Here is a 20,752-nt window from a genome sequence, read left to right as displayed (position 1 = left end):
CTTCTACGGCCGTCGGCCCGATCCCGTTGTGGTCAGGTCCGTTTCGGAAGCTGTCCCGCGATCAGCGGTGCGATCCTGTCAGCCATATAGGCGTGCCCGGCATCGGTCGGGTGCACACCATCGGGGCCGATCAGCTGCGGTTGGCCCACGAACCACCGCTCGGCGAGGGGATCGACGAACTCCGCTCCCACCGCCCGCGCCTCGGCGCTGAGCAGATCACGGATCCGCCACACATTGCCCGGGACATCGTCGGTCGGCCACGGCGGTCCGATGACCAGCATCCGCGCGCCCGGCGCGGTTCGGCGAGCCAGGCCCAGGGTGTCGGCGATCAGGCGGCTCAACTGGCCCGGCTCGACGTCCTGGTCGTTGCGTGACCCGAAAAAAACCACCAGCGCGTCGTCGGGTTGCACTGCGCGATAGGTCAGATCCCCGAACAGACCGCCATGATTGCCGCGCACGCCGTAACCGGCACCACCTTCGGCGGCCACGTCAGCAGTGACGTAGACCCCGCGGCCGGCCAGGTTCTGCCACGCCCGCTCGGTCCAGTTCGCCGCTCCACGCCCGGTGTCCTCATATCCGGACGTGTAGGAGTCACCGATCACCGCGATCCGGTTCGGTGAGGCGCTCAGCGGGACAGTCTCGTAATGACGTGTGGATCCGGGTTCGCGTGACAGATAGGCGGTACCGGCGACGACTGCGACGACCCCGGCCATCATCGCGACGGTGAATGTCATCACCCGACTCACGGCATTACCTCCCCCAATCAGCTTCAGCGCAGAGTAGCCGGAACCGCGACCACCGGCTCGTCGAGGCGGGCCTCACTGGTGTCCGGCGAGTCCTCTACCGGTTCAACAGCTAACGGGTCTTCATCCGGTGTGACATCTGCAGACTCCGGCCGAGCGCCGATCATCTTGCGCATCCAGTGGCGACCGGGCTCCTCGACGCTGTGAAAGAGCAGGACCGAGAGCAACGTCGCCGCCACCAACAAGCCGCACACCATCCACTTCGCGCCGGTTGCCCCTTCGTCGAGCACGATCTCGAATTGCTGTGCGGCCCAGTTCCACGACGTATGCACCAGTTCGTGGACCATGTACAGGCAGAAGGAGATCTGCCCGCCGTAGACCATCACCCGGGTGGACAGCAGTGCCGGCAGGCTGCCGATGCCGATCGCCAATGCCATCACCAACGGTACGAACAGCACGTCCACCAGGCCGCCACTGTCGTACAACCCCGAGATGGGGTGGGCATCGAAGTAATAGAGGACACCGACCATGACGGCGATGAGCAGTGCGGAGAAGTATCCTGCGGCGCGACGCGTCGAATCGCTCGGACTGAGCTTGCGCACCGCGGCGCAGGCCAGCGCTCCGGCTGTGAACTGCATGACGATGCGCGGCAACCAACTCCACGGTGTGTAGAACTGGCCGGTCGCCAGCAGCAACAGCAACGGCGGCAGCGAGGCGATGATCGCTAGGACGGCCAGGGCGCGCGCCGAGGTCACCCGCATCATCCGGTAGACCGCCAGCACCAGGACACCGAACAGCAGGTAGGCCAGCCACTCGGCGCTGATGGACCAGGCCGGCCCATCCCAGCTCGACCCGTCGAAAAACGGCTCGAACCACAGCTGCACCAGTAGCACCTGACGGACATAACTGATCGCGGTGATCCTGCTCAGGTCCTCGGTGGGGACGTGCCCCACATGCAAGGTGAAAATCACCCACAGCAGTGCCAAATGCATGGTGACCAGATAGATCGGCCAGACCCGGGCCAGCCGAAGCCACAGGAAATGCACGGTGGCGCGCGCGGAAAACGCCTCGCCCATGCGTTCCAGATAGTTCCAGGTCAGCACGAAACCACTGAGAATGAAGAACAGGTCGACGCCCTGGGCGCCTCGGTCCAGCACCGGGGCGAGCGCGTCACTCAGCGACGGCGACGCCAGACGCACAAGAGGCCGAAAGTGGAACAACACCACCCAGACCGCGGCGATGATGCGAAGCCCGGTCAGAGCCTTGATCTCTCCGCTGCGCACAACACTCTTTCGCCGGTGGGCTCCGCATGTACTGGCTGCCTCGGGTGTGGGCCCACCGGGACGGCCTGGCGTCGGCAACCGCAACCCGGTGGCCGACAGCCATCGAAGACTAGCAGCGGGATTGCCGGGGTTGAAGCAATCGGCCGGGCACGTCGGCGACGAGGCGGGCAGGGCCGTTGTGAATACTGTAGCGATGCCAGACGACTATCAGGTAGGACGCGGAATCGCCGACATCACCGGCGAGCCGGCCGAATGCGGAATGCTGGGTTACGGCGTGGCCTCGCAGCAAACCGATGGCGTACACAATCGGTTGCGGGCGCGGGCATTCGTCTTCGTACACGAAGGCCCGGCCACGGCGGCGTCCCGGCTGTTGCTGGTGGTCGCCGAGGTGCCGCTGCTGTTGGAGAGCGTGCATCACGAAGTCCTCGGCCGCCTTGCCGCTTCCTACGGCGAGCTGTACACGTTCCGCAACGTGATGCTCACGGCGACGCACACCCACAGCGGCCCCGGGGGCTACTGCGACCACCGGCTTTACAACTCCAACACGAACGGGTTCCGGCAGCAGACCTTCGACGCCATCGTCGATGGGATCTGTGAAGCCGTCGCGGCGGCGCATGCCGACCTGGCGCCCGCCAGCTTGAGCCTGGCCGTGGGCCGGCTGCATGACGCCAGCTGCAACCGTTCGCCGTCGTCGTTCGCCCGCAACCCCGAGGCCGACCGCGCACACTTCCCCGACAAGATCGATCCGCAGACCACGTTGCTGCGTATCGAACGTGACGGCAACCTGGTCGGGTCGGTGAACTGGTTCGCCACGCACGGCACCTCCATGACCAACCGCAACACGTTGATCAGCGGCGACAACAAAGGCTTCGCGGCCTATCAGTGCGAGCGCCTCGACCACGGTGTCGACTACCTGGCCTCCACGCCACAGGAGTTCATCGCGGCCTTCGCGCAGACCAACTCCGGGGATATGTCGCCCAATACCGGCCAGCGGCCGGGCAGCGGACCCACCGACGACGAGTTCGAGAACACCCGGATCATCGGTGGCCGTCAGGCCGTCGCTGCCACCGAGCTGACCCTGGGTCACGGCACCGACGTCACCGGCGGTCTGGACGCCCGAACCACCTACGTCGACCTGACCGATTTTGAGGTCCGGCCCGAATTCACCGGTGATGGCCGGACTCATCGCACCGGCCCTGCGATCGCCGGTGCTTCATGCGTGGCCGGCACCGACGAAGGGGCCGGCCCGTTGTACCCGATGTTCAAACAGGGCCGGAACCGGTTTTTCGACGGGCTGGTCGCCAACACGGTCTACCGCCTCTCGCCGCGCATGCGTGACTCGCAGGCCCCCAAGGGTGCGGTGGGTCCGGGTACTCGGCTGAACAAGGCACTGTCGATGCTGATGCCGGAGGGCGGCCCCGTTCAGCTGCTGCGGATCGGTCAGCTGTATCTGATCGGCATTCCTGCCGAGGTGACGATCGTGGCGGGTCTTCGGTTGCGCCGCACGGTGGCAGACATCGTCGGCGCGGAGCTGCGCGACGTCCTGGTGGCCGGTTACAGCAACGGCTATCTGCACTACGTCACCACGCCGGAGGAATACGACGAGCAGCGCTACGAGGGTGGCAGCACCCTGTTCGGCCGCTGGGAGCTGCCGGCCCTGCAGCAGGTGGTCTCGGAGTTGGCCACCGCGATGCGGGACCAACGTCCAGTACCCGAGGGGCAGCGTCCCGCCGAACCGTCCCGCCGACGGCGGTCGCGGCGCCGGGTGAAGCCGGATGCGTTGACCGCCGGCCAGCGCTACGGCGACGTCCTCCAAGCCCCGCTGCCGCAGTACCAGGCGGGCTCCACAGTGTCGGCGGAGTTCGTCGGCGCCTACCCGAACAACGACCTGCACCGCGGCGGCACCTACGTGCGGGTGGAGCGGGAGACGCCCGAGGGCTGGCAGACCGTGGCCGACGACAGCGACTGGTCCACGATGTTCCGCTGGCGGCGCGCCGGCCGGCGTGGGTCCACCGTCACCGTGAGCTGGACGGCTCCCGAGGACACCGCAGCGGGGCGCTACCGGCTGCGCTATGACGGCGACGCGCGTGACCGCGATGGGCGGATCAGTGCGTTCACCGGGGCAACCGAACCCTTCGATATCTCACCAAAGCGTTAATCGGTCGCCCAAGAGGCCTTAACTTCGCCGCATAACGTCGGAAACATCGAGGTCGGCTCACCTGCCGGCAACGATCGACATGGAAGGCGGGGGCTGGCATGGCAATCGACATCACCACACGGGGGACAGCTCGGATCAATCCCATTGTCGAGTTCGGCGGCGCGCAGATTCGGGCGCAGTACCGTCAGCTCGCGACGGTGATCACGGTTCGGGGACGGATCGACGCCACCAACGTGGACCAGCTCAGTGAGCACGCTCGCCGGTTCGTCCTCGCCAAGGAACCGCTGGTGCTGGACCTGAGCGGGGTCACCTCGTTCGCCGCCGCGGGGATCTGGCTGCTGTGCGTGCTCGACGGTGACTGCCATGCCGCGGGCGTGGATTGGACGCTGATCGAAAGCGCGTCCGTCCACGAACTGCTCGGCGACTTCGACGAGGACGCCATGTTTCCGACCTCGCTGTCGGTGGACCAGGCGCTGCACGCTCTTGCCGACGGCAATGACCAGCGCCGCCAGATGCTCCTGCCACTGATCAAGAAGTCGGCCTGAGATAGATCGGAGCCTCGCCACCGCCCTGCGCTGGTGGCCGCCGGTCGGAGTGCTGGCGACATTGGCACTGGGCTGGGCGGTAGGCCGCGGCTCGACCTCGATCGACAATTGGTTCAGTCGCGCCGCCGTCACCCTGGTCGGCGAGCAGCCCCGTTGGCTGTTGGTCTTCACCAGCGGTTGGCTGGTGTTGGGGGTGACGGTGGCGTGTCTGGCGGTGGCCCTGGCGCGCAGGCGCTGGGCTCTGGCGGCCGCGGTGCTGGCCTGCCCGTTGGCCGTCACGGTGATCACGATGGCGCTCAAGCTTCTGTTCGATCGGCGCAATGGGCCCTACGTCGAATACCCCAGTGGCCACACCGCGCTACTGGTCGCGGTGCTGGGAATGATGGTGGTGGTCGCAGCCCGGCTCTGGGTGGTGGCGGCGGCCACACTGGTGAGTCTGTTGGGCATGCTCGGACTGGTGGCCTGCGGCTACCACTTCCTCACCGACACGGTCGGTGCGGCGATGCTCGCCACCGCGCTGGTGTGTGGAACGGCTCGGTTAACGTCTGCGCTGTGATCGTGCTGCTGCCCCCGTCGGAGACCAAACGCGCCGGGGGCGACGGCCCGCCGTTGCAACTGGATGCGTTGACCGCACCGGAACTCACCGGGCTGCGCGCCGAACTGGTGGCCGAGTTAGTCGGCTTGGCCGCCGACCCAGAGGCCAGCCGTGCCGCGCTGGGTCTGTCGGCCGCCCAGGACGGTGAGATCGAGCGCAACGCGGCGCTGTACACCGCGCCCACCGCGCCGGCGATCCATCGCTACACCGGCGTGCTGTATGAAGCATTGGACGTCGACTCGCTGCGTGGAGCATCAGCGGCTCGGGCCGGCGCCCGCCTGGCGGTGGGCTCGGCCCTGTTCGGCCTGCTGCGGGCCACCGATCCGGTCCCCGCCTATCGCCTCTCGGCGACCTCGAAGCTGCCCGGCCGACCGGGATTGGCACGGCGCTGGCGGCCGGTGCTGGAACCGGTGCTGGCCGAGATCGCCGAATCCGAACTGGTCGTCGACCTGAGGTCGGGATCCTATGCCGCGCTGGCCCCGATCCCCGGCTCTGTCAGCGTCGACGTGGTTGCCGAGCACGCCGACGGCCGGCGAGTGTCGGTGAGCCACTTCAACAAGGCGCACAAGGGACGACTGGCTCGGGTCCTGGCCAGCACCCGGGCCGAACCCGGCGACGCCGCGGCGGTGGCGGCCATAGCGCGGCGGGCCGGCATGCGGGTCGAGCGCGACGACCGGCGGTTGACGATCGTGGTCGACGCCTGACACGCCACAATGGGCTGATGCGAAGTCTGCGAGTGCTGACAGTGGTGGCGGCGCTGCTCTCCGGCGCCTCGGGTGCCGCGGCCGCGGCACCGGGATCAGACGTACCGGCGCTGTCGGAGGCGGCGCGCGCGGCGGGATTCGTCGACGTGCGCAGCGCGGTTCCGGACGCGTTCATCGACTTGCGCTATGCCACCGCGAACAACTTTGTCGGCCAACAGCTCTACCCTGCCGATGCCCGCTGTCTGGTGCATGAGTCGATGGTCCCGGGACTGACGGCGGCCGCCGCGGCGCTGCGCAGTCGCGGCCGGAAGCTGGTGTTCTGGGACTGCTACCGTCCGCACGCGGTGCAGGTTCGGATGTTCGAGGTGGTGCCGAACCCGACGTGGGTAGCGCGGCCGGGCTCCCTGGCCCGCAGTCACGAGACCGGGCGGTCGGTGGATGTGACGACCGCCGACGCGCAGGGACACCTTTCCGAGATGGGCACCGGTTTCGACGACTTCTCCCCCAGTGCAGCCGCATTCGCCGACGGGATCAGCGCCCGTGCCGCCGCCGAACGCGCGGCGCTGCGCGAGGCGATGAACGCCGGCGGACTGGCCACCTACTCCGGGGAATGGTGGCACTTCAACGGCCCCGGCGCCGATGTTGGGCGGCCGATTCCCCAGGTGCCGGTCAACTAGTCGGGGGCACCGCCAGGTGCCGTTCCACCGATTCGACCTTGGCGCTCATCGCGTCGATGGCGCCCTCGCGCCAATCGGCCTTGATGACCGTGCTGACCCGCGGCGACCGCGCCGCGACCGCTTCCACCGCCCGTTGCACCACGGCCATCGCCTCACCCCAGGTCTGGGCTTCAATAATGGTGAACATGGCGTCGGTGCGGTTGGGCAGGCCCGATTCCCGCACCACCCGGACCGCCTCGGCCACGATCTCACCGACACCCTCCCCCACGCCCAGCGGCGTCACCGAGAACGCGACCAATACCGACATGTGGCTCACCCCTCCCGTCAGGCATCACGGCGAGCCTACCTAGCATCGAGGGCGTGCGAGTTCTGGTGCAGCGCGTCTCGTCGGCCCGCGTCAGTGTCGACGGTCAGACCGTCGGTGCGATCGAACCCGACGGCCAGGGGCTGCTCGCCCTGGTCGGTGTGACCCACAGTGATGACTCGGATAAGGCGCAGCGGCTGGCCGAAAAGCTTTGGCAGTTACGTATTCTCGATGATCAGCGCTCGGCGGCAGACATCGGTGCGCCGATTCTCGTGGTCAGCCAGTTCACGCTGTACGCCGACACCGCAAAAGGGCGGCGGCCGTCCTGGAATGCCGCCGCTCCCGGAGCTGTCGCCGAGCCGCTGGTCGCCGAATTCGCCGAGGCACTGCGACGTTTGGGCGCGACGGTGGCGACCGGACAGTTCGGCGCGCATATGCAGGTGGAGCTGGTCAATGACGGCCCGGTGACGGTGCTGCTCGAGCTGTGAGCCGAAATCACGGTGCACCTGGCGCTATGGGCGCTACCGTGACCGCATGAATACAGCCGCCAAAGTCCGTTGCGGTGTTTACGCCGCGATCGCCGTTGCTGCGTTGGTCGCCACCTGGAGCCAGAATCTGGCCTACGACGGGGCAGACTTTCTTTCCCAGTTCCTGCCGGACACCGCGGTGACACCGGCGTCGCGCTCGATCACCGCCGACATCCTGCTGCTGTTCCTGGCCGCGGCGATCCTGATGGTGACCGAAGCCCGCAAGCACAACGTGCGATTCGTCTGGGCCTACATCGTGGGCGGCTTTCTCGTGGCGATCAGCGTGACGTTCCCGTTGTTTCTGATCGCCCGGGAACGCCGACTGGCCACCGAGGGTGTTGAGGGGCCCCGGTTGGGCGCTGTCGACATCGTGCTGCTCAGCGTGGTCACGGTGGTGCTGGCCGGATTTACCGTGTGGGTCGATACCCGGTAGCCGCTGGGCGACGCCAGCAGCCTGTCGACTCCTATCACGTTGCGCGCGTAGGGCATTCGTTACACTAGGACGGCGGTGGCACCGTCAGCTCGGCGTTGGCTATGAGGCAGGGGCATTGGAAGACCCGCCCGTATCAGGCGTTCAAGGTCAGTATTTGGAATCGGCGGCCGTACTCGATCTTCTACGATTTCGACCTCGGCACCCGCTGTCTGTTTGAGATCGACGGCTTGCTTTACACCGACCAAGTCAGCGCGGTCCGCATGTACTACGACGAGTCCACCCCGAAAACGTTCGACATCACCATCGGCACCGGTGGTGACATGGAAGATCCCCTGGGGCAAGTGGTGCGCACCATCCAAACAATGTGGAACGCCATCGGCACCATATTCGGCAGCAACGACTTATTCTAGGGGACGCCGGGCGGCACATATGTACAGGTCGAGTCGGTGACCTCTACGCCACCGAACGAGAACGGCACAAGGTGTTGGACGCATTCATCCCGGCCACCGTCGGCGTAGGTGCACGTGGAGTGGACTTCCACATAAAACCCCCCCGTATACGCGCAGTGCATGTTCATCTTGTTCATGCATGCGTTATAAGCAGCCACCTCGTTCGCTAACGCCGTGCACGCTCCGTCGGCGTGAGCTGGCGCCGGTGCGGCGATAAATAACGCGGCCGGCGCCACGGCAAGTAGGGCTTTGCTCCACCTAATGCGTTTCCTTCGCTGGCTGCCGCTTGCTTGCATCACGCGCGTCACTGCGTTCCTTTCGTCCTATTGCCGAGTGAGGGGGGTTGATGCAGCCGCATATCGACGTCCACGGTCGGTTGGTCCTTCCCGAGATTCCCGAGCCGGGCTCGGATGCCCACCCGCTCGACAAGGCCATGTGGGCCATTGCCGATGCCCTGAACTGCCGAGTATCGCCCGAGGGCACCATTTATGACCTGCGGTTTGTCAACATACCGGTGATCGCACGGCACCTTGACCGCGCCGGAATCGGTCCCGTTGCTGGTCAGGCTGCTATCCGGCCGGTTGATGCTCCGGGCGGCTACCGGCAATGGGTCGACATCGACGCGCCCGATCCCACATCCGTCGACCTGGACAACACGTCTCTGTCTGACCTGGACCCCGATTACCCGCGGGTCCGGGCATTGCTCGCCGAACACTTCGGCGGAGCCGACTTTGCACCACCACCGCCACCCGACGGGTGGCGGATCCGACCGTCCATCAAACTCGCAGAGGACTATCACTGATGACTGCACCCGTGCCCGCCAAGACAGGCGACGTCGTTCACCTGTTCAACACCCTGCTCTCGGCAGCGTGGTACGGGGTCGTCTGCGATGAAGACACCCGCAGATGATGTCGGCCACCCTGGAAGCCGTCCAAGGCGACGCGGTGCTGACCACCCCGGTCCTGGTTGGCCGGCAAGGTGAACCGGGCAAGAACGCGCCGATCGTCGAGCTGGAATTCATCGATGGCTTGGAGACCTTCGAGGACGCCACCACGCTGCTGCCCAACTGGGACGAGTCGATGATCAACCACGGGGTCTGGCTGGTCGACGACAAGGACAATCCCACCAAGTCCCTGGTCCACATCTGGGACGGCATCAAATGGCACCGACCCTCTCGATCTCCGACAACAGGGCTCGGGCCCTAAGTAAGCGCCGTAGAACACTTCCCCTGGATTCCCAGCACCAGCGGACACATCAGAGCTGTTCGAGCCGATATCCCAAGCGCGACCGGAAGATTCGATTCTCGGTCAACGGCTACCAGCCACCTGCCGTCGCGGATGCGCTCCTTCAGCACGTTCCAGCCGTGGCCACGTTTATCCCCAATTGGCGATCCTGCTAACAGGTTCTGGCCGACCACCTTTTCTGTCGGTGGGTCGAACTATTGTTCGATGTATGGGTAGGGATGCCATCGCGGATCGGGACACCGTCCTGGGGTGCCTGGACGCGATCGAGGCCGCCTATGACCAGCTTGAGCAGTGCTCACTGGACGCCCTGAGTGCCGAGGAGTTGGTGGCAGTGCTGGCCCGCCGGGAAGCGTTGGCGTGGCGGGCACCGGTGGTCGATCACCGGATCCTGGCCCGGCTGGTCACCGAAGGCGATCCCGGCGCCTTGGGGGCGCCCTCGCTGACCAAGGCATTGGCCGAGCGGTTGCGGATCAGCAGCGCCAACGCGCGCCGTCGGATCGCAGATGCCGCTGATCTGGGCCCCCGCTCCGCCATGACGGGGGAACCCTTGGAGCCGGTGTTGCCGGAACTGGCCGCTGCGCAGGCGCAGGGTCGGATCGGGCCGGAGCATGTGGCGATCGCACGCAAAGCCCTGACCAAGATCCCGACCACGGTCGGCGCTGCCTATCGCCAGCGGGCGGAGCGTGACCTCGCGGTGCTGGCGAGCCAATTCGGGCCGGAAACCTTCCAGCGCCTGGCCGAACATCTGGTGGCCGTCCTGGACCCAGACGGCGATTTCACCGACCGGGAACGCCTGGCCCGGCGCGGGCTGCGCCTCGGCCGGCAAGGCATCGACGGGATGAGTTCACTGTCGGGGCAGATCACCCCGGAGCTGCGCGCCACCCTGGAACCGATCCTGGCCAAACTCGCCGCACCCGGAATGTGCAACGCCGCCGACGAAAAGCCCTGCGTCAGCGGCACCCCATCACAGGAACAGATCCAGCGTGATGATCGCCGACCCGATCAGCGCACCCACGACGCCCTACTGGCCGCTTGCCGCGCAGTACTCGCCTGCGGCGACCTCGGCCAACTCAACGGGCTACCGGTAACCGTCATCATCTCGACCACCCTGGCCGAACTCCACGCTGCAGCCGGCCACGCACCGGTAACCGGCTCCGACGCCACCGGCAAAGCCCACACCGCCGGAGGGTCACTGTTGCCGATGACCGATCTGTTGCGGATGGCCGAGCACGCCCATCACTACTTGAGCGTGTTCGATGGCCGGGGCCGGGCACTCTGGCTAGGCCGTAGCAAACGGCTCGCCTCGGCGGATCAGCGCATCGTGCTCCATGCCCGAGATCGCGGCTGTACGAGACCCGGCTGCACGGTATCGGGGTATTTGTCGCAGGCGCACCATCTCGAACAGGATTGGGCCCGCAACGGCAAGACCGACGTCGACGCCCTGGCGTTGGCCTGTGCACCCGATAACCGAATGGCCACCGAGCAAGGCTGGACCACGACCCTCGGACACGACGGCCGCGTCGTATGGACTCCCCCGCCGAAACTTGAACGCGGCCAACCCCGAACCAATCCTTTTCACTTCATCGAAGCCGTGATGGACTTCCACGCCCGGCCTGCCCCACCACGCGACGGGGAGGGCGACAGTCCCGAGGAAGAACCTGCGCCCCTGGACTGTTGGCCCGAAGCCGGGTAACCGCAGCGCGCTAGCGAGTTCTCGGCGGCGCGGGCAACCCGCTCGCCGAGACCGGCGGCAGATAGACCCCTACCAGGCTGCGGTGCCACCAGGCTCGATCCCGCCGCCACTCAGCCCAGGTGGTGAAGCGGTAGTCGTAGAGCAGTATGCGCACGAAGTGCGGTGGACTGTCGGGAAACGGGTTGTGGCCCAACAGTCGTAGCGTGTCCCGGTCATTGCGCAGCAGTCGTTGCACGAGTGCGTCGCGCCACGGCAGCATGAATCGAGGTGACAATGCGGCGAACCACATCATCCAGTCCAGCCGCAGGTGATACGGGGCCCACTGACGGGGAAGACGTTTCACCGCAACGGGTTTGCCCTTGAACTGGTACTCCCGCCACGACGTTCGCTCGGTCAGTTCGGCATCCGACGTCCCCTCGATCACCAGTTCGCGCCGGGAACGACCCACGGTGCCGAACGCGCCATAGCTGTTGACCAGATGAATCGGATTGAAGCTGATGTTCATGCGCTGACTACGCGAAGCCAGGTTGCGCACCGGCCAGTAGCTCAGCATCACCACCGCGGCGGCGAACACCATCCCCAGGGCGGTGAACCACACCGGAGATTGCGGCAGGTCCAAAGGCACCAGTTCCGAAGTCATTCCGGAAAAGCAGGATTGATCCAACGCACCGGCCGCCAAGACGATGGTGATCCAGTTCAGCCAGGCGAAATTGCCGGAGGCCACCAGCCACAGTTGGGTGACGATGATGATCCCCGCGGCGACCCCGGCGATGGGCTGCGGTGCGAACAGGCCGAAGGGCACTACCAGTTGGGCCACGTGGTTTCCCGCAGCCTCGACGCGGTGCAGTGGTCGGGGCAGGTGGTGGAAGAACCAGCTCAACGGCCCAGGCATGGGCTGGGTCTCGTGGTGGTAGTACAGGCAGGTCAGGTCACGCCAACAGGAATCGCCGCGCAACTTGATCAGCCCGGCCCCGAACTCGATCCGGAACAGCAGCCAGCGCGACAGCCACATGATCAGCACCGGCGGGCCAACGTGGCCATTGCCCAAGAACACGGCCAGCAGGCCGCATTCCAGCAAAATCGACTCCCAGCCGAAGCCGTACCAGATCTGGCCGACGTTGACGATCGACAGGTAGAGCACCCACAGCAGCAGCCAGGTCGCCATCACCGCCCACAGCGGTACCAGCTCGCCGGCGCCTACGACCAGCGCCGCGGCCAGGACTGCCCCCAGCCAGCACACCGAGGCGAAGAATCGATCCGAATAGTGCAGATGAAAGATGCTGGGGGCCAGACGAAACGGGCGCCGACGCACATACGACGGCACCGGCAACATGCCCTGCCCGCCGATCAGCGCGCGGAACTGCCGCGCCGAGGCGACAAACGCGATGGCATAGATGACCGCGATCCCGCGCTCGAGCACCGTTCGGCCGACCCAATACCCCGAACCACTCAGCCATGCCCACTGTGTGCTCACACCTGCAACTCCTCGGTGTGATGTTCATACCACCGGCAGCCGCGGGAATCAGTCGGTTGACAGTGCCCGGTACAGCAGATGCATGGCCACCGTGGTCGAGCGCTCCCGCACGTCCGTGCGATCCCCCGGCAACCGGGTGGTCCGCGTGACCATCCGGCCGTCGGCCAGCGCCACACAGAAGCACACCGTTCCCACCGGCTTATCCGGCGTTGCGCCACCGGGCCCGGCAATACCGGTGATGGAGACGGCGGTGTCGGCCCCGAAACGGCGCAGCGCCCCGATCGCCATCGCTTCGGCCACCGGTTCGGACACCGCGCCGTGTTCGGCTATCAGGGCCGCATCGACACCGAGCAACTCCACTTTTGCCTCGTTGGAGTAGGACACCACCCCGCCGGCAAGGTAGCGCGAGGCGCCCGGCGGGTCGGCCAAACGCCCCGCCAGCAGGCCGGCTGTGCAGGACTCGGCGGTCGCGATCTGCCGGCCGGTCAGCAAGTCGGCCACCAGATCGTCGATTCGGGAACCGTCCTCGGAGAAGATCGCCCGTGCATGTCGCTGGCGTAGTACGGCCAGCAGCTGGTCGTAGGCGTCCGCGGCGTCGGGCTCATACCGCGTGACGATCTCCAGTTCGCCGCGACGCAGGCAGGTGGTGATCTCGAGCCGGTGGAAGTCACCGATCACCTGCTGCGCCTGGCGCAGCGTGTCGGCCAAGCCGGATTCGGGCAACCCGAACATGCGGATCATCTGCTGCTGGTAGTGCGTTCGGCCAGCCAACGCCTCCTGGACCGCGGCGGTCTCGACTGCCTTGAGCCACATCGGTTGCAGCTCGCGCGGCGGCCCCGGCAACACCACGACGGTCGGAGTGCCCGGCACCACGACGCCCGGCGCGGTGCCCACCGGATCCAGGATCGTCGCGCCGACCGGAACCATGGCCTGCTTGCGATTGGCCGCCAGCACCGTCTCGAGATCCGGAGCATCAGGACCCGAGTACCGCGCCAACATCGGTGCGATGATGTCGGCGATCCGCGACTCCAGCTCGGTATCGAGAACGATGTCCCGGCCGCAGAACCGGGCGACGGTGTCGACCGTCAGATCGTCGGCCGTCGGCCCCAGGCCGCCGCTGGTGATGATCAGGTCAACACCCTCGGCGGCCAGGAACCGCAGCTGGCTCTCGATGTCCTTGGGACGGTCACCACAGATCGTGATGTGCGCCAACTCAACTCCCAGTTCGAGGAGCCGGTCGGCCAACCACGGTCCATTACGGTCGGCCACACGTCCGGTGAGTACCTCGGTACCGGTGACGACGATTCCTGCGCGTGCGCTCACCGGTCCGAGATTACGCAGTCAGCGTCAGGGCAAGCCCGGAATCAGCATGACCTCCATCGGCGACACCGGTGCGACCGGAACCGTCGGCAGGTAGCCGCTCGGCGCCAGCGCCGTCGTCGCCGCGGGAACCGGCGCCGGGCCACCGAAGTTCGGCAGCGGGAACGGCAGCACCGAACTCAGGCTCGCCGGGAGGTTGCCCAGGCCGGGCAGGCCGGTGGCCGCGGCCTGCTGTTGGGGCAGCGCGCTCGGCGACGGCGGGACGTTGAAGGTGGCGGTCGCCAGCGGCGCCTGTCCGGGTGCCGCGGGCGGGGCCAACGTGGTACCGCTGAGCGCCGAGGTGGTGGTCTGCAGCAGCTGCTGCGGGAGGTTCGCCGTAGACGCCACCATCTGCTCGACCACGCCGGACAGGCCCGGGTTGATCGGCACGGTGTCGGCGTTGGCGGTGGCGCTGGACGCCAGCGCTCCCAGGAACAGTCCGGCGGCGGCACCGGCTGCGACGGTCAGGTACGTACGGATTCGTGACATGGCTTCTCCCCAATCCCGATAACAAGGTCGGGACTGAAGTTATCCGTGTGAAAACTGATGCCTGTGTGACACGAGGGGCGTTTATGCAACCGTTGCGAACCGGAGCCGCAGCAGTTACCGAGCCGGTCTCAGCGCGCCAACCAGCCCAGAGTCTTGGGCAGTTCGGTGGTGTAGGTCAGCAGAATCGAGTCCTCATAGTGGGCTCCACCATTGAGGGTGCTGCTGTCCCGCCAGATCGCGTGGACGTGGTAGATCCCACGGCTGTAGATATCGACACGTTCGCGCTGGGTACGCCGCCAGCCGTGCTGCTCCGCGGTCTCCGACAGGGTTGCCCGCACATCGGTCGCGGTGTTCTCACTGGTCTCGGTGCTCACTGCGCCGACCTTTCCATCCATAGTCCGACCACGCTATCAGCTGCCGACCACGTCACCGTGTCACGCGGCGCGTGATCACTGCGTCTTATCCGGGCCGGCCGTACCATCGACGGCGATGGCTGCCGTTCCGAGCGATCTGATCGCCGATGTCGCCAACGCCGACCCGGGCCCCCGGGTCGGCGCTTTCTTCGACCTGGACGGCACGCTGGTGGCGGGATTCACGGCCACCGCGCATGCCGGTGACCGGATCCGCCGGCGTCAGGCCCGTGCCGGCGAAGTGCTCGGCGTTGTCGAGGCGGCCGTGCGGTACCGACTGGGACGCATGCAGTTCGAACGACTCCTGGTTCGAGCCGCGGGATACCTGCGCGGCGAGTCCATCCGGGAACTCGAACAGGTGGGCGCCCGCCTGTTCGACGACCACATCACCGGACGGATCTATCCGCACATGCACGAGATCGTGCGCGCCCATCAACGGCGTGGTCACACCGTGGTGCTCAGTTCCTCGGCACTGACCATCCACGCCGCCCCGGTCGCCCGCTTTCTGGGGATCGAGCAGGTGCTGTGCAACCGCTTCGAACTGGACGCATCGGGTCTCCTGACCGGCGACATCGTCAAGCCCGTGGTGTGGGGTCCCCAGAAGGCGAGCACGGTGCAGCGGTTCTGCGCGGAAAACGACGTCGACCTCACCGCCAGCTTCTTTTACGCCGACGGCGACGAGGACGCCGCGTTGATGTCCCTGGTGGGCCGGCCTCGACCGGTCAATCCACGTCCGCGGCTGGCGGCCTTGGCCGCCGCCCACGGCTGGCCGGTGCTGCGGGTCACCGCCCCCGGCACAGGCGGCGGCCGATCCTTGCGCAGCGTCGCGGGTTTCGGGGCGGCGCTGCTGCGCGCGGTCTCCACCCGCTGAGCTGCCCGATGCTCCAAGACACGATTGGCGGTAGTGTTAGGTTTTACCAGCCCACCTAGGCCTGACTGGCCTCGTGACGCCGCGTCTGGTACTTAATTAGAACACGTTCCACTTCAATCAACCGGCCCCGTTTAAGGAGTAGGTCATGCACACTCCCCTCTGCGACGAACTCGGCATCGAGTTCCCGATCTTCGCTTTTACCCACTGTCGCGACGTGGTCGTCGCGGTGAGTAAGGCCGGTGGATTCGGGGTGCTGGGCGCGGTGGGCTTCACGCCGGAGCAGCTCGAGATCGAGCTGAAGTGGATCGACGAGAACATCGGCGACCACCCGTATGGCGTCGACATCGTCATCCCCAACAAGTACGAAGGCATGGACTCCGGCCAGTCGGCCGAGGACCTGGCCGAATCGCTGCGCAAGCTGGTACCGCAGCAGCACCTCGACTTCGGCAAGAAACTGCTGGCCGACCACGGTGTGCCCGTCGAGAACGCCGACGAGGACAGCCTGCAACTCCTCGGCTGGACCGAGGCGACCGCCACCCCCCAGGTCGAGGTGGCGCTGCAGCACCCGAAGGTGACGATGATCGCCAACGCGCTGGGCACTCCCCCGGCCGACATGATCGCCCACATCCACGAGTCGGGCCGTAAGGTCGCCGCGTTGTGCGGCTCTGCCCGCCAAGCCCAGAAGCACGCTGCGGCCGGTGTGGACATCATCATCGCCCAGGGCGGCGAGGCCGGCGGCCACTGCGGCGACGTCGGCTCGATCGTGCTGTGGCCCGAGGTCGTCAAGGCAGTGGCACCGGTTCCCGTGCTGGCGGCAGGCGGCATCGGCAGCGGTCAGCAGATCGCGGCGGCGCTGGCACTGGGCGCGCAGGGTGCGTGGACCGGTTCGCAGTGGTTGATGGTCGAGGAGTCTTCGAACACCGAGGCCCAGCACGCCGCCTACATCAAGGCCGGCAGCCGCGACACTGTCCGCAGCCGCTCCTTCACCGGCAAGCCGGCCCGGATGCTGCGCAATGAGTGGACCGAGGCGTGGGAAGCGCCGGAGAACCCCAAGCCCCTGGGCATGCCGCTGCAGTACATGGTCTCCGGCATGGCCGTGCGCGCCACGAACAAGTACCCCAACGAGACCGTGGATGTCGCATTCAACCCGGTCGGTCAGGTCGTCGGGCAGTTCACCAAGGTGGAGAAGACCGCGACCGTCATCGAGCGGTGGGTTCAGGAGTACCTCGAGGCCACCGGCACCCTCGAAGCGCTCAACGAGGCCTCGGGCGTCTAGATCGACCACCGCTGGAGCCCAGCGGTAACCAGAGCAGCTGCCACGGGTTCACCGTCGCGATCAGTCGCGGCGGTGAACCCGTTGCCGTCTGCAGAGCACCGCGAGTGGTGCGATCACCCGGGCTTCTCGTCGTGCCCGCCAAATTGTTTGCGCATCGCCGACAGCACCTTGGCGCCGAACTCGAACAGTTGGCGCGAGGCAAACCGCGAATAAAGTGCGGTGGTGAGCACCGGCGCCGGCACACCCTCATCGATCGCGGCGATCACGGTCCAGCGCCCTTCACCGGAATCGGAGACCCGACCGGCGAATTCGTCCAAGTCCGGCGACTTGTGCAAGGCGCTGGCGGTCAGGTCCAGCAGCCAGGAACCGATCACACTGCCCCGCCGCCAGACTTCGGCGACCTGCGCGACATCGATGTCGTAGCGATAGAACTCGGGATTAGCCAAGGGCGCGGTTTCGGCGTCACCGTGCTGGTCCTGCTTGCCGATGTCGGCGTGGTGCAAGATGTTCAGCCCCTCCGCGATCGAGGCCATCATCCCGTACTCAATACCGTTGTGAACCATCTTGACGAAGTGCCCGGCCCCCGTCGGGCCGCAGTACAGGTAGCCGTTCTCGGCCTGGGCGATCTCGCCCACGCGGCCCGGTGTGCGCGACGCCGTGTCCACTCCCGGCGCCACCGTGGCAAAGATCGGCTCGGCGTAGTCGAACGCGGCGCGATCTCCGCCGATCATCAGGCAGTATCCGCGTTCACGCCCCCACACACCGCCGCTCGTTCCGCAGTCAAGTAAGCGAATACCCTTGTCTGTCAAGGTCTTTGCGTGTTTGATGTCGTCCCGGTAGTAAGAGTTGCCGCCGTCGATCACGATGTCTCCGGCCGCCAGGACGCCGGCGAGCTCATCGATGACCCCGGTGGTGATATCACCGGCAGGCACCATCACCCACACCACGCGCGGGCTGGACAGCCGCGCCGCCAGCTCGGCCAGCGAGGACACCCCGGTGGTGCGGGGCTCGGCGGCAAGTGCGGTGACCGCGGCGGTGTCGTGGTCATAGACCACACACTCATGACCGCCGTCGACCAGCCGGCGAACCAGATTGGCGCCCATCCGGCCCAGACCGATCATTCCCAGTTGCATGGTGCGCTGCTCCTTACCGTGAGCGGCCGTCGTCCGCTCGAAACTAGCGCAGCTGCCTGGGCGAGAGCTGGCCGGCGAAAGCGCCGGACGCGGTCACCCGGGTCGGTCAGCCCACCTGGGCGATTCCCGGCGGGAAGTAGGGGCCGATGCCACCGGTGTAGATCCCGGGCTGCCAGCCGCGCGCCCCCAGGCACAGCAACGGCAGTCCGTCGGTTGACTGCGCGGCCGACTGCGGATTGGGGCAGGGCGAGCCGATTTCCTGAACGCCGTAGAGCGGGTAGGAGACCTGCCAGAACCCCGTTTCCTTGGCCGGGAATTGGTTGGCGATGAAGTGACAGGCCAGTGCCTGGCCGTTGGGGCCGTGCCCGTAGATGAAGCGCTCCCAGCTGAAGCAGGCGTCGCCCTGCCGTTGGCCATCGACCATGCCCGGCACGTCACCTGGGTAGGCAGCGGCGTCCGGTGCGGCGCTGATAGCTACTGCACCCGCGGCTCCCGCGATGAAAGCAGCTGCAGCTAGTTCACGAATCATTCTTCGCCCTCAGTCTGTCGTTCCAGGCCACCCGTCGGCGACGCGTCAGAGCCTAACGGGTGGCTGCGGCATGCCATCGCGAATCCATCGAAACCCCTCGCCACGCAGAGCGCTAGAGTGCCGCGGATGACCGCGACACAGGCGCAGCTCGACCCATCGCACGGCCAACTGCTGGTCAAAACGGGCGTGGCCGGGCGCGCATCGAAGATGGGCCATCGGCTCACGATCGTGATGGACCGCTGGGCGGCGGCGGTGACCTGGAACGGCACGCAACCCGCGGCCGTGGAGCTGACCGTCGAGGTGGACTCGCTGCGGGTGTTGCAGGGCGAAGGCGGCATGACCCCGTTGACGGCGCCCGAGAAGGCGCTGATCCGGGCCAATGCGCTCAAATGCCTCGACAGCTCCAAGCATCCGCTGATCCGATTCACCTCCACCGACATCGCGCCGACCGACCACGGTTATCGCCTGACCGGCGAGCTGGAGATCCACGGACGCACGCGACAGCACGTCATCACCGTCGAGGTGGCCGAGGACGGCGGCTCTTGGCGGGTGAGCGGCGACACCCAGGTGCGCCACAGCGACTTCGGTGTGCGGCGCTATTCGATGTTGATGGGGGCCATGCAGGTCGCCGACGAGGTGACGGTGTCCTTTGCCGGAACCGCCGCCGACGTGCCGGAGCCGGCCTGACTCAGCGGCCGGGCTGGCCGAAGATGTGGTCCCGGATGCGTTCCAGCTGGGATGAAACTCCCGCCGGCGCGGGAGCAACCAGCCCCGGGTCGTCCTCCGGCGCATCCCACAGCGAACCGAACTCGTCGGGTGTGTTCTCGGGCGTCTCCGCCGGGGGTGCCGTGACCGCCGGAGGCGGGGCCGGCGCTGGGGCGGCCGCCGACGGCGCGGCTGGGACGGCGACGCGGGCCACCGTCGCGCGATGGGGCGGCGGATCCGGGAGATCCCTGCTCGGGCCCAGTTGCAGGCTCAGCGCGGCGGCGACCGACGCCACCAAGGTCACCACTGCCCCCGCCAGCGCCAGGAGCGCCGCGACGTAGGACAGCGGCCGGGCCCGAAGTCGGCCGATGGCGCCCGCCCCCAAGCTCCCGGCAGGCGCATCACTGGGCGCTGCGGTCAATTCGGCATGCGGCGCCAGGGCCAGCGCCGCGCCACGGGCCAGCGCCTGCAATGCGCCGCCCTGAACAAAGACCGGCATCGACAGCGTGGACTCCAAACGGCGCCCGAGCCGGTCCATGCCGCGAACCGACCCGGCCACCATCACCGCGTCTGGTCGACGATCTCCCGCGCGCACGGCGTCACCAAGCCAGCCGACCACATCGTCGATACCGCTGATCGGGCAGGTGGTGACGAAAGTACTGGCGCCCCCGGCCGGGTCGGGCATCACCAGGGTGGCCACGTCGGTCTCGACGATGCAGACCGCGGGCCGCGATCCTCGTGAGCCGATGCCGGCGGCCAACGCTTCGGCAGCCTGGCTGTAGCGGACCGGAACCACGTGCTCGACGCCGGCATCTGCCAGCGTCTCCAACAGCAGAGCCACGCCGACTGCGGCATCATCGCTCCAGGTCACAGCAACCCCATGCAGTCGCTCGCCACGAGTGGCCAGCATGCTGCATACCTGGGCGGCAACCGCGCCGGCCTGCTCCGCCAACGCGGTCGCGTCGGATCCGGCGGGTCCGGCGGGTCCGTCGGCGACACGCACTTCTTCACCGTCAATTGTCGGGCAGCCGGGACCCCCGGAATCGGCGATCACCCAGCCGATGGTCGACGGTGTGATCGCGAGCCCTAGTACGGTGTCCAAAATCGCGTGCCCCAATCGTCCTGACCTGCGATTTCACCACCTCAGCTCG

At 67.0% G+C, this 20,752-nt stretch carries 24 protein-coding genes; 14 read left to right on the top strand and 10 right to left on the bottom strand.

Annotated elements, in window-relative coordinates:
• Positions 1–32: 32 nt before the first annotated feature.
• Both G6N09_RS18035 and G6N09_RS18030 read right to left on the bottom strand, forming a co-directional pair.
• Complete coding sequence (locus G6N09_RS18035; RefSeq protein WP_083023082.1) at positions 33–746, bottom strand: Rv0518 family GDSL lipase; 714 nt, start codon at positions 744–746, stop codon at positions 33–35.
• Between the two features lie 23 nt (positions 747–769).
• Entirely contained in the window at positions 770–2,026 is a 1,257-nt protein-coding gene (locus G6N09_RS18030; RefSeq protein ID WP_109558821.1) for an acyltransferase family protein, read from the bottom strand.
• A gap of 193 nt (positions 2,027–2,219) precedes the next feature.
• Here G6N09_RS18030 and G6N09_RS18025 point away from each other — a divergent pair, with 193 nt between their 5' ends.
• The 5 genes from G6N09_RS18025 to G6N09_RS18005 all read left to right on the top strand — a co-directional run bounded on the left by G6N09_RS18025 (position 2,220) and on the right by G6N09_RS18005 (position 6,705).
• Positions 2,220–4,184 (top strand): neutral/alkaline ceramidase, encoded by a 1,965-nt coding sequence (locus G6N09_RS18025; RefSeq protein ID WP_083023080.1) that lies wholly within the window; start codon positions 2,220–2,222, stop codon positions 4,182–4,184.
• Between the two features lie 98 nt (positions 4,185–4,282).
• Positions 4,283–4,729 (top strand): STAS domain-containing protein, encoded by a 447-nt coding sequence (locus tag G6N09_RS18020; RefSeq protein ID WP_083023078.1) that lies wholly within the window; start codon positions 4,283–4,285, stop codon positions 4,727–4,729.
• A 49-nt stretch (positions 4,730–4,778) separates the two neighbouring features.
• Positions 4,779–5,285 (top strand): phosphatase PAP2 family protein, encoded by a 507-nt coding sequence (locus tag G6N09_RS18015; RefSeq protein WP_083023076.1) that lies wholly within the window; start codon positions 4,779–4,781, stop codon positions 5,283–5,285.
• On the top strand, positions 5,282–6,028 hold the full coding sequence (yaaA, locus tag G6N09_RS18010) for a peroxide stress protein YaaA (RefSeq protein WP_083023074.1): 747 nt from the start codon (positions 5,282–5,284) through the stop codon (positions 6,026–6,028). Before G6N09_RS18015 ends, yaaA begins: the two co-directional genes overlap by 4 nt.
• Positions 6,029–6,045: 17 nt before the next feature.
• On the top strand, positions 6,046–6,705 hold the full coding sequence (locus G6N09_RS18005; RefSeq protein ID WP_083023072.1) for a M15 family metallopeptidase: 660 nt from the start codon (positions 6,046–6,048) through the stop codon (positions 6,703–6,705).
• Here G6N09_RS18005 and G6N09_RS18000 read toward each other — a convergent pair.
• Positions 6,698–7,012, bottom strand: coding sequence for an MTH1187 family thiamine-binding protein (locus tag G6N09_RS18000; RefSeq protein WP_083023069.1), 315 nt, complete (start codon positions 7,010–7,012; stop codon positions 6,698–6,700). The genes G6N09_RS18005 and G6N09_RS18000 overlap by 8 nt on opposite strands.
• Before the next feature lie 53 nt (positions 7,013–7,065).
• Here G6N09_RS18000 and dtd point away from each other — a divergent pair, with 53 nt between their 5' ends.
• The 6 genes from dtd (at position 7,066) to G6N09_RS17970 (ending at position 11,355) form a co-directional block, all read left to right on the top strand.
• A complete protein-coding gene (gene dtd, locus G6N09_RS17995; RefSeq protein ID WP_083023066.1) occupies positions 7,066–7,497 on the top strand; it encodes a D-aminoacyl-tRNA deacylase in 432 nt (143 codons plus the stop codon).
• 46 nt (positions 7,498–7,543) lie between these two features.
• Positions 7,544–7,969, top strand: coding sequence for a DUF2834 domain-containing protein (locus G6N09_RS17990; RefSeq protein ID WP_083023063.1), 426 nt, complete (start codon positions 7,544–7,546; stop codon positions 7,967–7,969).
• 101 nt (positions 7,970–8,070) lie between these two features.
• On the top strand, positions 8,071–8,379 hold the full coding sequence (locus G6N09_RS17985; protein WP_083023061.1) for a Gp37-like protein: 309 nt from the start codon (positions 8,071–8,073) through the stop codon (positions 8,377–8,379).
• A 385-nt stretch (positions 8,380–8,764) separates the two neighbouring features.
• On the top strand, positions 8,765–9,220 hold the full coding sequence (locus G6N09_RS17980; protein ID WP_083023059.1) for a phage gene 29 protein family protein: 456 nt from the start codon (positions 8,765–8,767) through the stop codon (positions 9,218–9,220).
• Between the two features lie 103 nt (positions 9,221–9,323).
• The gene (locus tag G6N09_RS17975; protein WP_133053070.1) at positions 9,324–9,623 is read left to right on the top strand and encodes a hypothetical protein; all 300 of its coding nucleotides are present in this window, start codon (positions 9,324–9,326) and stop codon (positions 9,621–9,623) included.
• Positions 9,624–9,870: 247 nt separating this feature from the next.
• Positions 9,871–11,355 (top strand): HNH endonuclease signature motif containing protein, encoded by a 1,485-nt coding sequence (locus tag G6N09_RS17970; protein ID WP_083023056.1) that lies wholly within the window; start codon positions 9,871–9,873, stop codon positions 11,353–11,355.
• Positions 11,356–11,365: 10 nt separating this feature from the next.
• Here the strand turns inward: G6N09_RS17970 and G6N09_RS17965 are convergent, their stop codons facing one another.
• The 4 genes from G6N09_RS17965 to G6N09_RS17950 form a co-directional block, all read right to left on the bottom strand.
• On the bottom strand, positions 11,366–12,829 hold the full coding sequence (locus G6N09_RS17965; RefSeq protein WP_083023053.1) for a lipase maturation factor family protein: 1,464 nt from the start codon (positions 12,827–12,829) through the stop codon (positions 11,366–11,368).
• Positions 12,830–12,877: 48 nt separating this feature from the next.
• Positions 12,878–14,152 (bottom strand): competence/damage-inducible protein A, encoded by a 1,275-nt coding sequence (locus tag G6N09_RS17960; RefSeq protein ID WP_083023051.1) that lies wholly within the window; start codon positions 14,150–14,152, stop codon positions 12,878–12,880.
• A gap of 24 nt (positions 14,153–14,176) precedes the next feature.
• The gene (locus G6N09_RS17955; RefSeq protein WP_083023049.1) at positions 14,177–14,677 is read right to left on the bottom strand and encodes a hypothetical protein; all 501 of its coding nucleotides are present in this window, start codon (positions 14,675–14,677) and stop codon (positions 14,177–14,179) included.
• Between the two features lie 128 nt (positions 14,678–14,805).
• The gene (locus G6N09_RS17950; protein WP_083023462.1) at positions 14,806–15,051 is read right to left on the bottom strand and encodes a hypothetical protein; all 246 of its coding nucleotides are present in this window, start codon (positions 15,049–15,051) and stop codon (positions 14,806–14,808) included.
• A gap of 115 nt (positions 15,052–15,166) precedes the next feature.
• On the opposite strand from G6N09_RS17950, the gene G6N09_RS17945 reads away from it, so the two are divergent.
• Both G6N09_RS17945 and G6N09_RS17940 read left to right on the top strand, forming a co-directional pair.
• Positions 15,167–15,958, top strand: coding sequence for an HAD-IB family hydrolase (locus tag G6N09_RS17945; protein WP_083023046.1), 792 nt, complete (start codon positions 15,167–15,169; stop codon positions 15,956–15,958).
• 145 nt (positions 15,959–16,103) lie between these two features.
• Positions 16,104–17,234, top strand: coding sequence for a nitronate monooxygenase (locus G6N09_RS17940; RefSeq protein ID WP_083023044.1), 1,131 nt, complete (start codon positions 16,104–16,106; stop codon positions 17,232–17,234).
• A 113-nt stretch (positions 17,235–17,347) separates the two neighbouring features.
• Here G6N09_RS17940 and gnd read toward each other — a convergent pair whose 3' ends face one another.
• Both gnd and G6N09_RS17930 read right to left on the bottom strand, forming a co-directional pair.
• Positions 17,348–18,367 carry a phosphogluconate dehydrogenase (NAD(+)-dependent, decarboxylating) gene (gene gnd, locus G6N09_RS17935; protein ID WP_083023041.1) on the bottom strand — a complete coding sequence of 340 codons (1,020 nt, stop codon included), beginning with the start codon at positions 18,365–18,367 and terminating at the stop codon, positions 17,348–17,350.
• Positions 18,368–18,473: 106 nt separating this feature from the next.
• Positions 18,474–18,896 carry a hypothetical protein gene (locus G6N09_RS17930; RefSeq protein ID WP_083023039.1) on the bottom strand — a complete coding sequence of 141 codons (423 nt, stop codon included), beginning with the start codon at positions 18,894–18,896 and terminating at the stop codon, positions 18,474–18,476.
• A 126-nt stretch (positions 18,897–19,022) separates the two neighbouring features.
• On the opposite strand from G6N09_RS17930, the gene G6N09_RS17925 reads away from it, so the two are divergent.
• A complete protein-coding gene (locus G6N09_RS17925; protein ID WP_083023036.1) occupies positions 19,023–19,583 on the top strand; it encodes a YceI family protein in 561 nt (186 codons plus the stop codon).
• 1 nt (position 19,584) lies between these two features.
• Here the strand turns inward: G6N09_RS17925 and G6N09_RS17920 are convergent, their stop codons facing one another.
• The gene (locus tag G6N09_RS17920; protein WP_083023034.1) at positions 19,585–20,703 is read right to left on the bottom strand and encodes a DUF7159 family protein; all 1,119 of its coding nucleotides are present in this window, start codon (positions 20,701–20,703) and stop codon (positions 19,585–19,587) included.
• Between the last annotated feature and the right edge of the window lie 49 nt (positions 20,704–20,752).

It is taken from the genome of Mycolicibacter minnesotensis (assembly GCF_010731755.1).
Lineage (GTDB): Bacteria > Actinomycetota > Actinomycetes > Mycobacteriales > Mycobacteriaceae > Mycobacterium > Mycobacterium minnesotense.
The sequence above is the reverse complement of the archived record's forward strand: the minus strand, read 5'-3'. Positions and strand labels throughout refer to the sequence as shown.

What these genes read in the sequence shown, in the direction of transcription:
- G6N09_RS18025 (WP_083023080.1), top strand. Translation starts at nt 2,220, where the DNA reads ATGCCAGACGACTATCAGGTAGGACGCGGAATCGCCGACATCACCGGC.
- G6N09_RS18020 (WP_083023078.1), top strand. Translation starts at nt 4,283, where the DNA reads ATGGCAATCGACATCACCACACGGGGGACAGCTCGGATCAATCCCATT.
- G6N09_RS18005 (WP_083023072.1), top strand. Translation starts at nt 6,046, where the DNA reads ATGCGAAGTCTGCGAGTGCTGACAGTGGTGGCGGCGCTGCTCTCCGGC.
- G6N09_RS18000 (WP_083023069.1), bottom strand. Translation starts at nt 7,012, where the DNA reads ATGTCGGTATTGGTCGCGTTCTCGGTGACGCCGCTGGGCGTGGGGGAG.
- G6N09_RS17990 (WP_083023063.1), top strand. Translation starts at nt 7,544, where the DNA reads ATGAATACAGCCGCCAAAGTCCGTTGCGGTGTTTACGCCGCGATCGCC.
- G6N09_RS17985 (WP_083023061.1), top strand. Translation starts at nt 8,071, where the DNA reads ATGAGGCAGGGGCATTGGAAGACCCGCCCGTATCAGGCGTTCAAGGTC.
- G6N09_RS17980 (WP_083023059.1), top strand. Translation starts at nt 8,765, where the DNA reads ATGCAGCCGCATATCGACGTCCACGGTCGGTTGGTCCTTCCCGAGATT.
- G6N09_RS17975 (WP_133053070.1), top strand. Translation starts at nt 9,324, where the DNA reads ATGATGTCGGCCACCCTGGAAGCCGTCCAAGGCGACGCGGTGCTGACC.
- G6N09_RS17970 (WP_083023056.1), top strand. Translation starts at nt 9,871, where the DNA reads ATGGGTAGGGATGCCATCGCGGATCGGGACACCGTCCTGGGGTGCCTG.
- G6N09_RS17955 (WP_083023049.1), bottom strand. Translation starts at nt 14,677, where the DNA reads ATGTCACGAATCCGTACGTACCTGACCGTCGCAGCCGGTGCCGCCGCC.
- G6N09_RS17945 (WP_083023046.1), top strand. Translation starts at nt 15,167, where the DNA reads ATGGCTGCCGTTCCGAGCGATCTGATCGCCGATGTCGCCAACGCCGAC.
- G6N09_RS17940 (WP_083023044.1), top strand. Translation starts at nt 16,104, where the DNA reads ATGCACACTCCCCTCTGCGACGAACTCGGCATCGAGTTCCCGATCTTC.
- gnd (WP_083023041.1), bottom strand. Translation starts at nt 18,367, where the DNA reads ATGCAACTGGGAATGATCGGTCTGGGCCGGATGGGCGCCAATCTGGTT.
- G6N09_RS17930 (WP_083023039.1), bottom strand. Translation starts at nt 18,896, where the DNA reads ATGATTCGTGAACTAGCTGCAGCTGCTTTCATCGCGGGAGCCGCGGGT.
- G6N09_RS17925 (WP_083023036.1), top strand. Translation starts at nt 19,023, where the DNA reads ATGACCGCGACACAGGCGCAGCTCGACCCATCGCACGGCCAACTGCTG.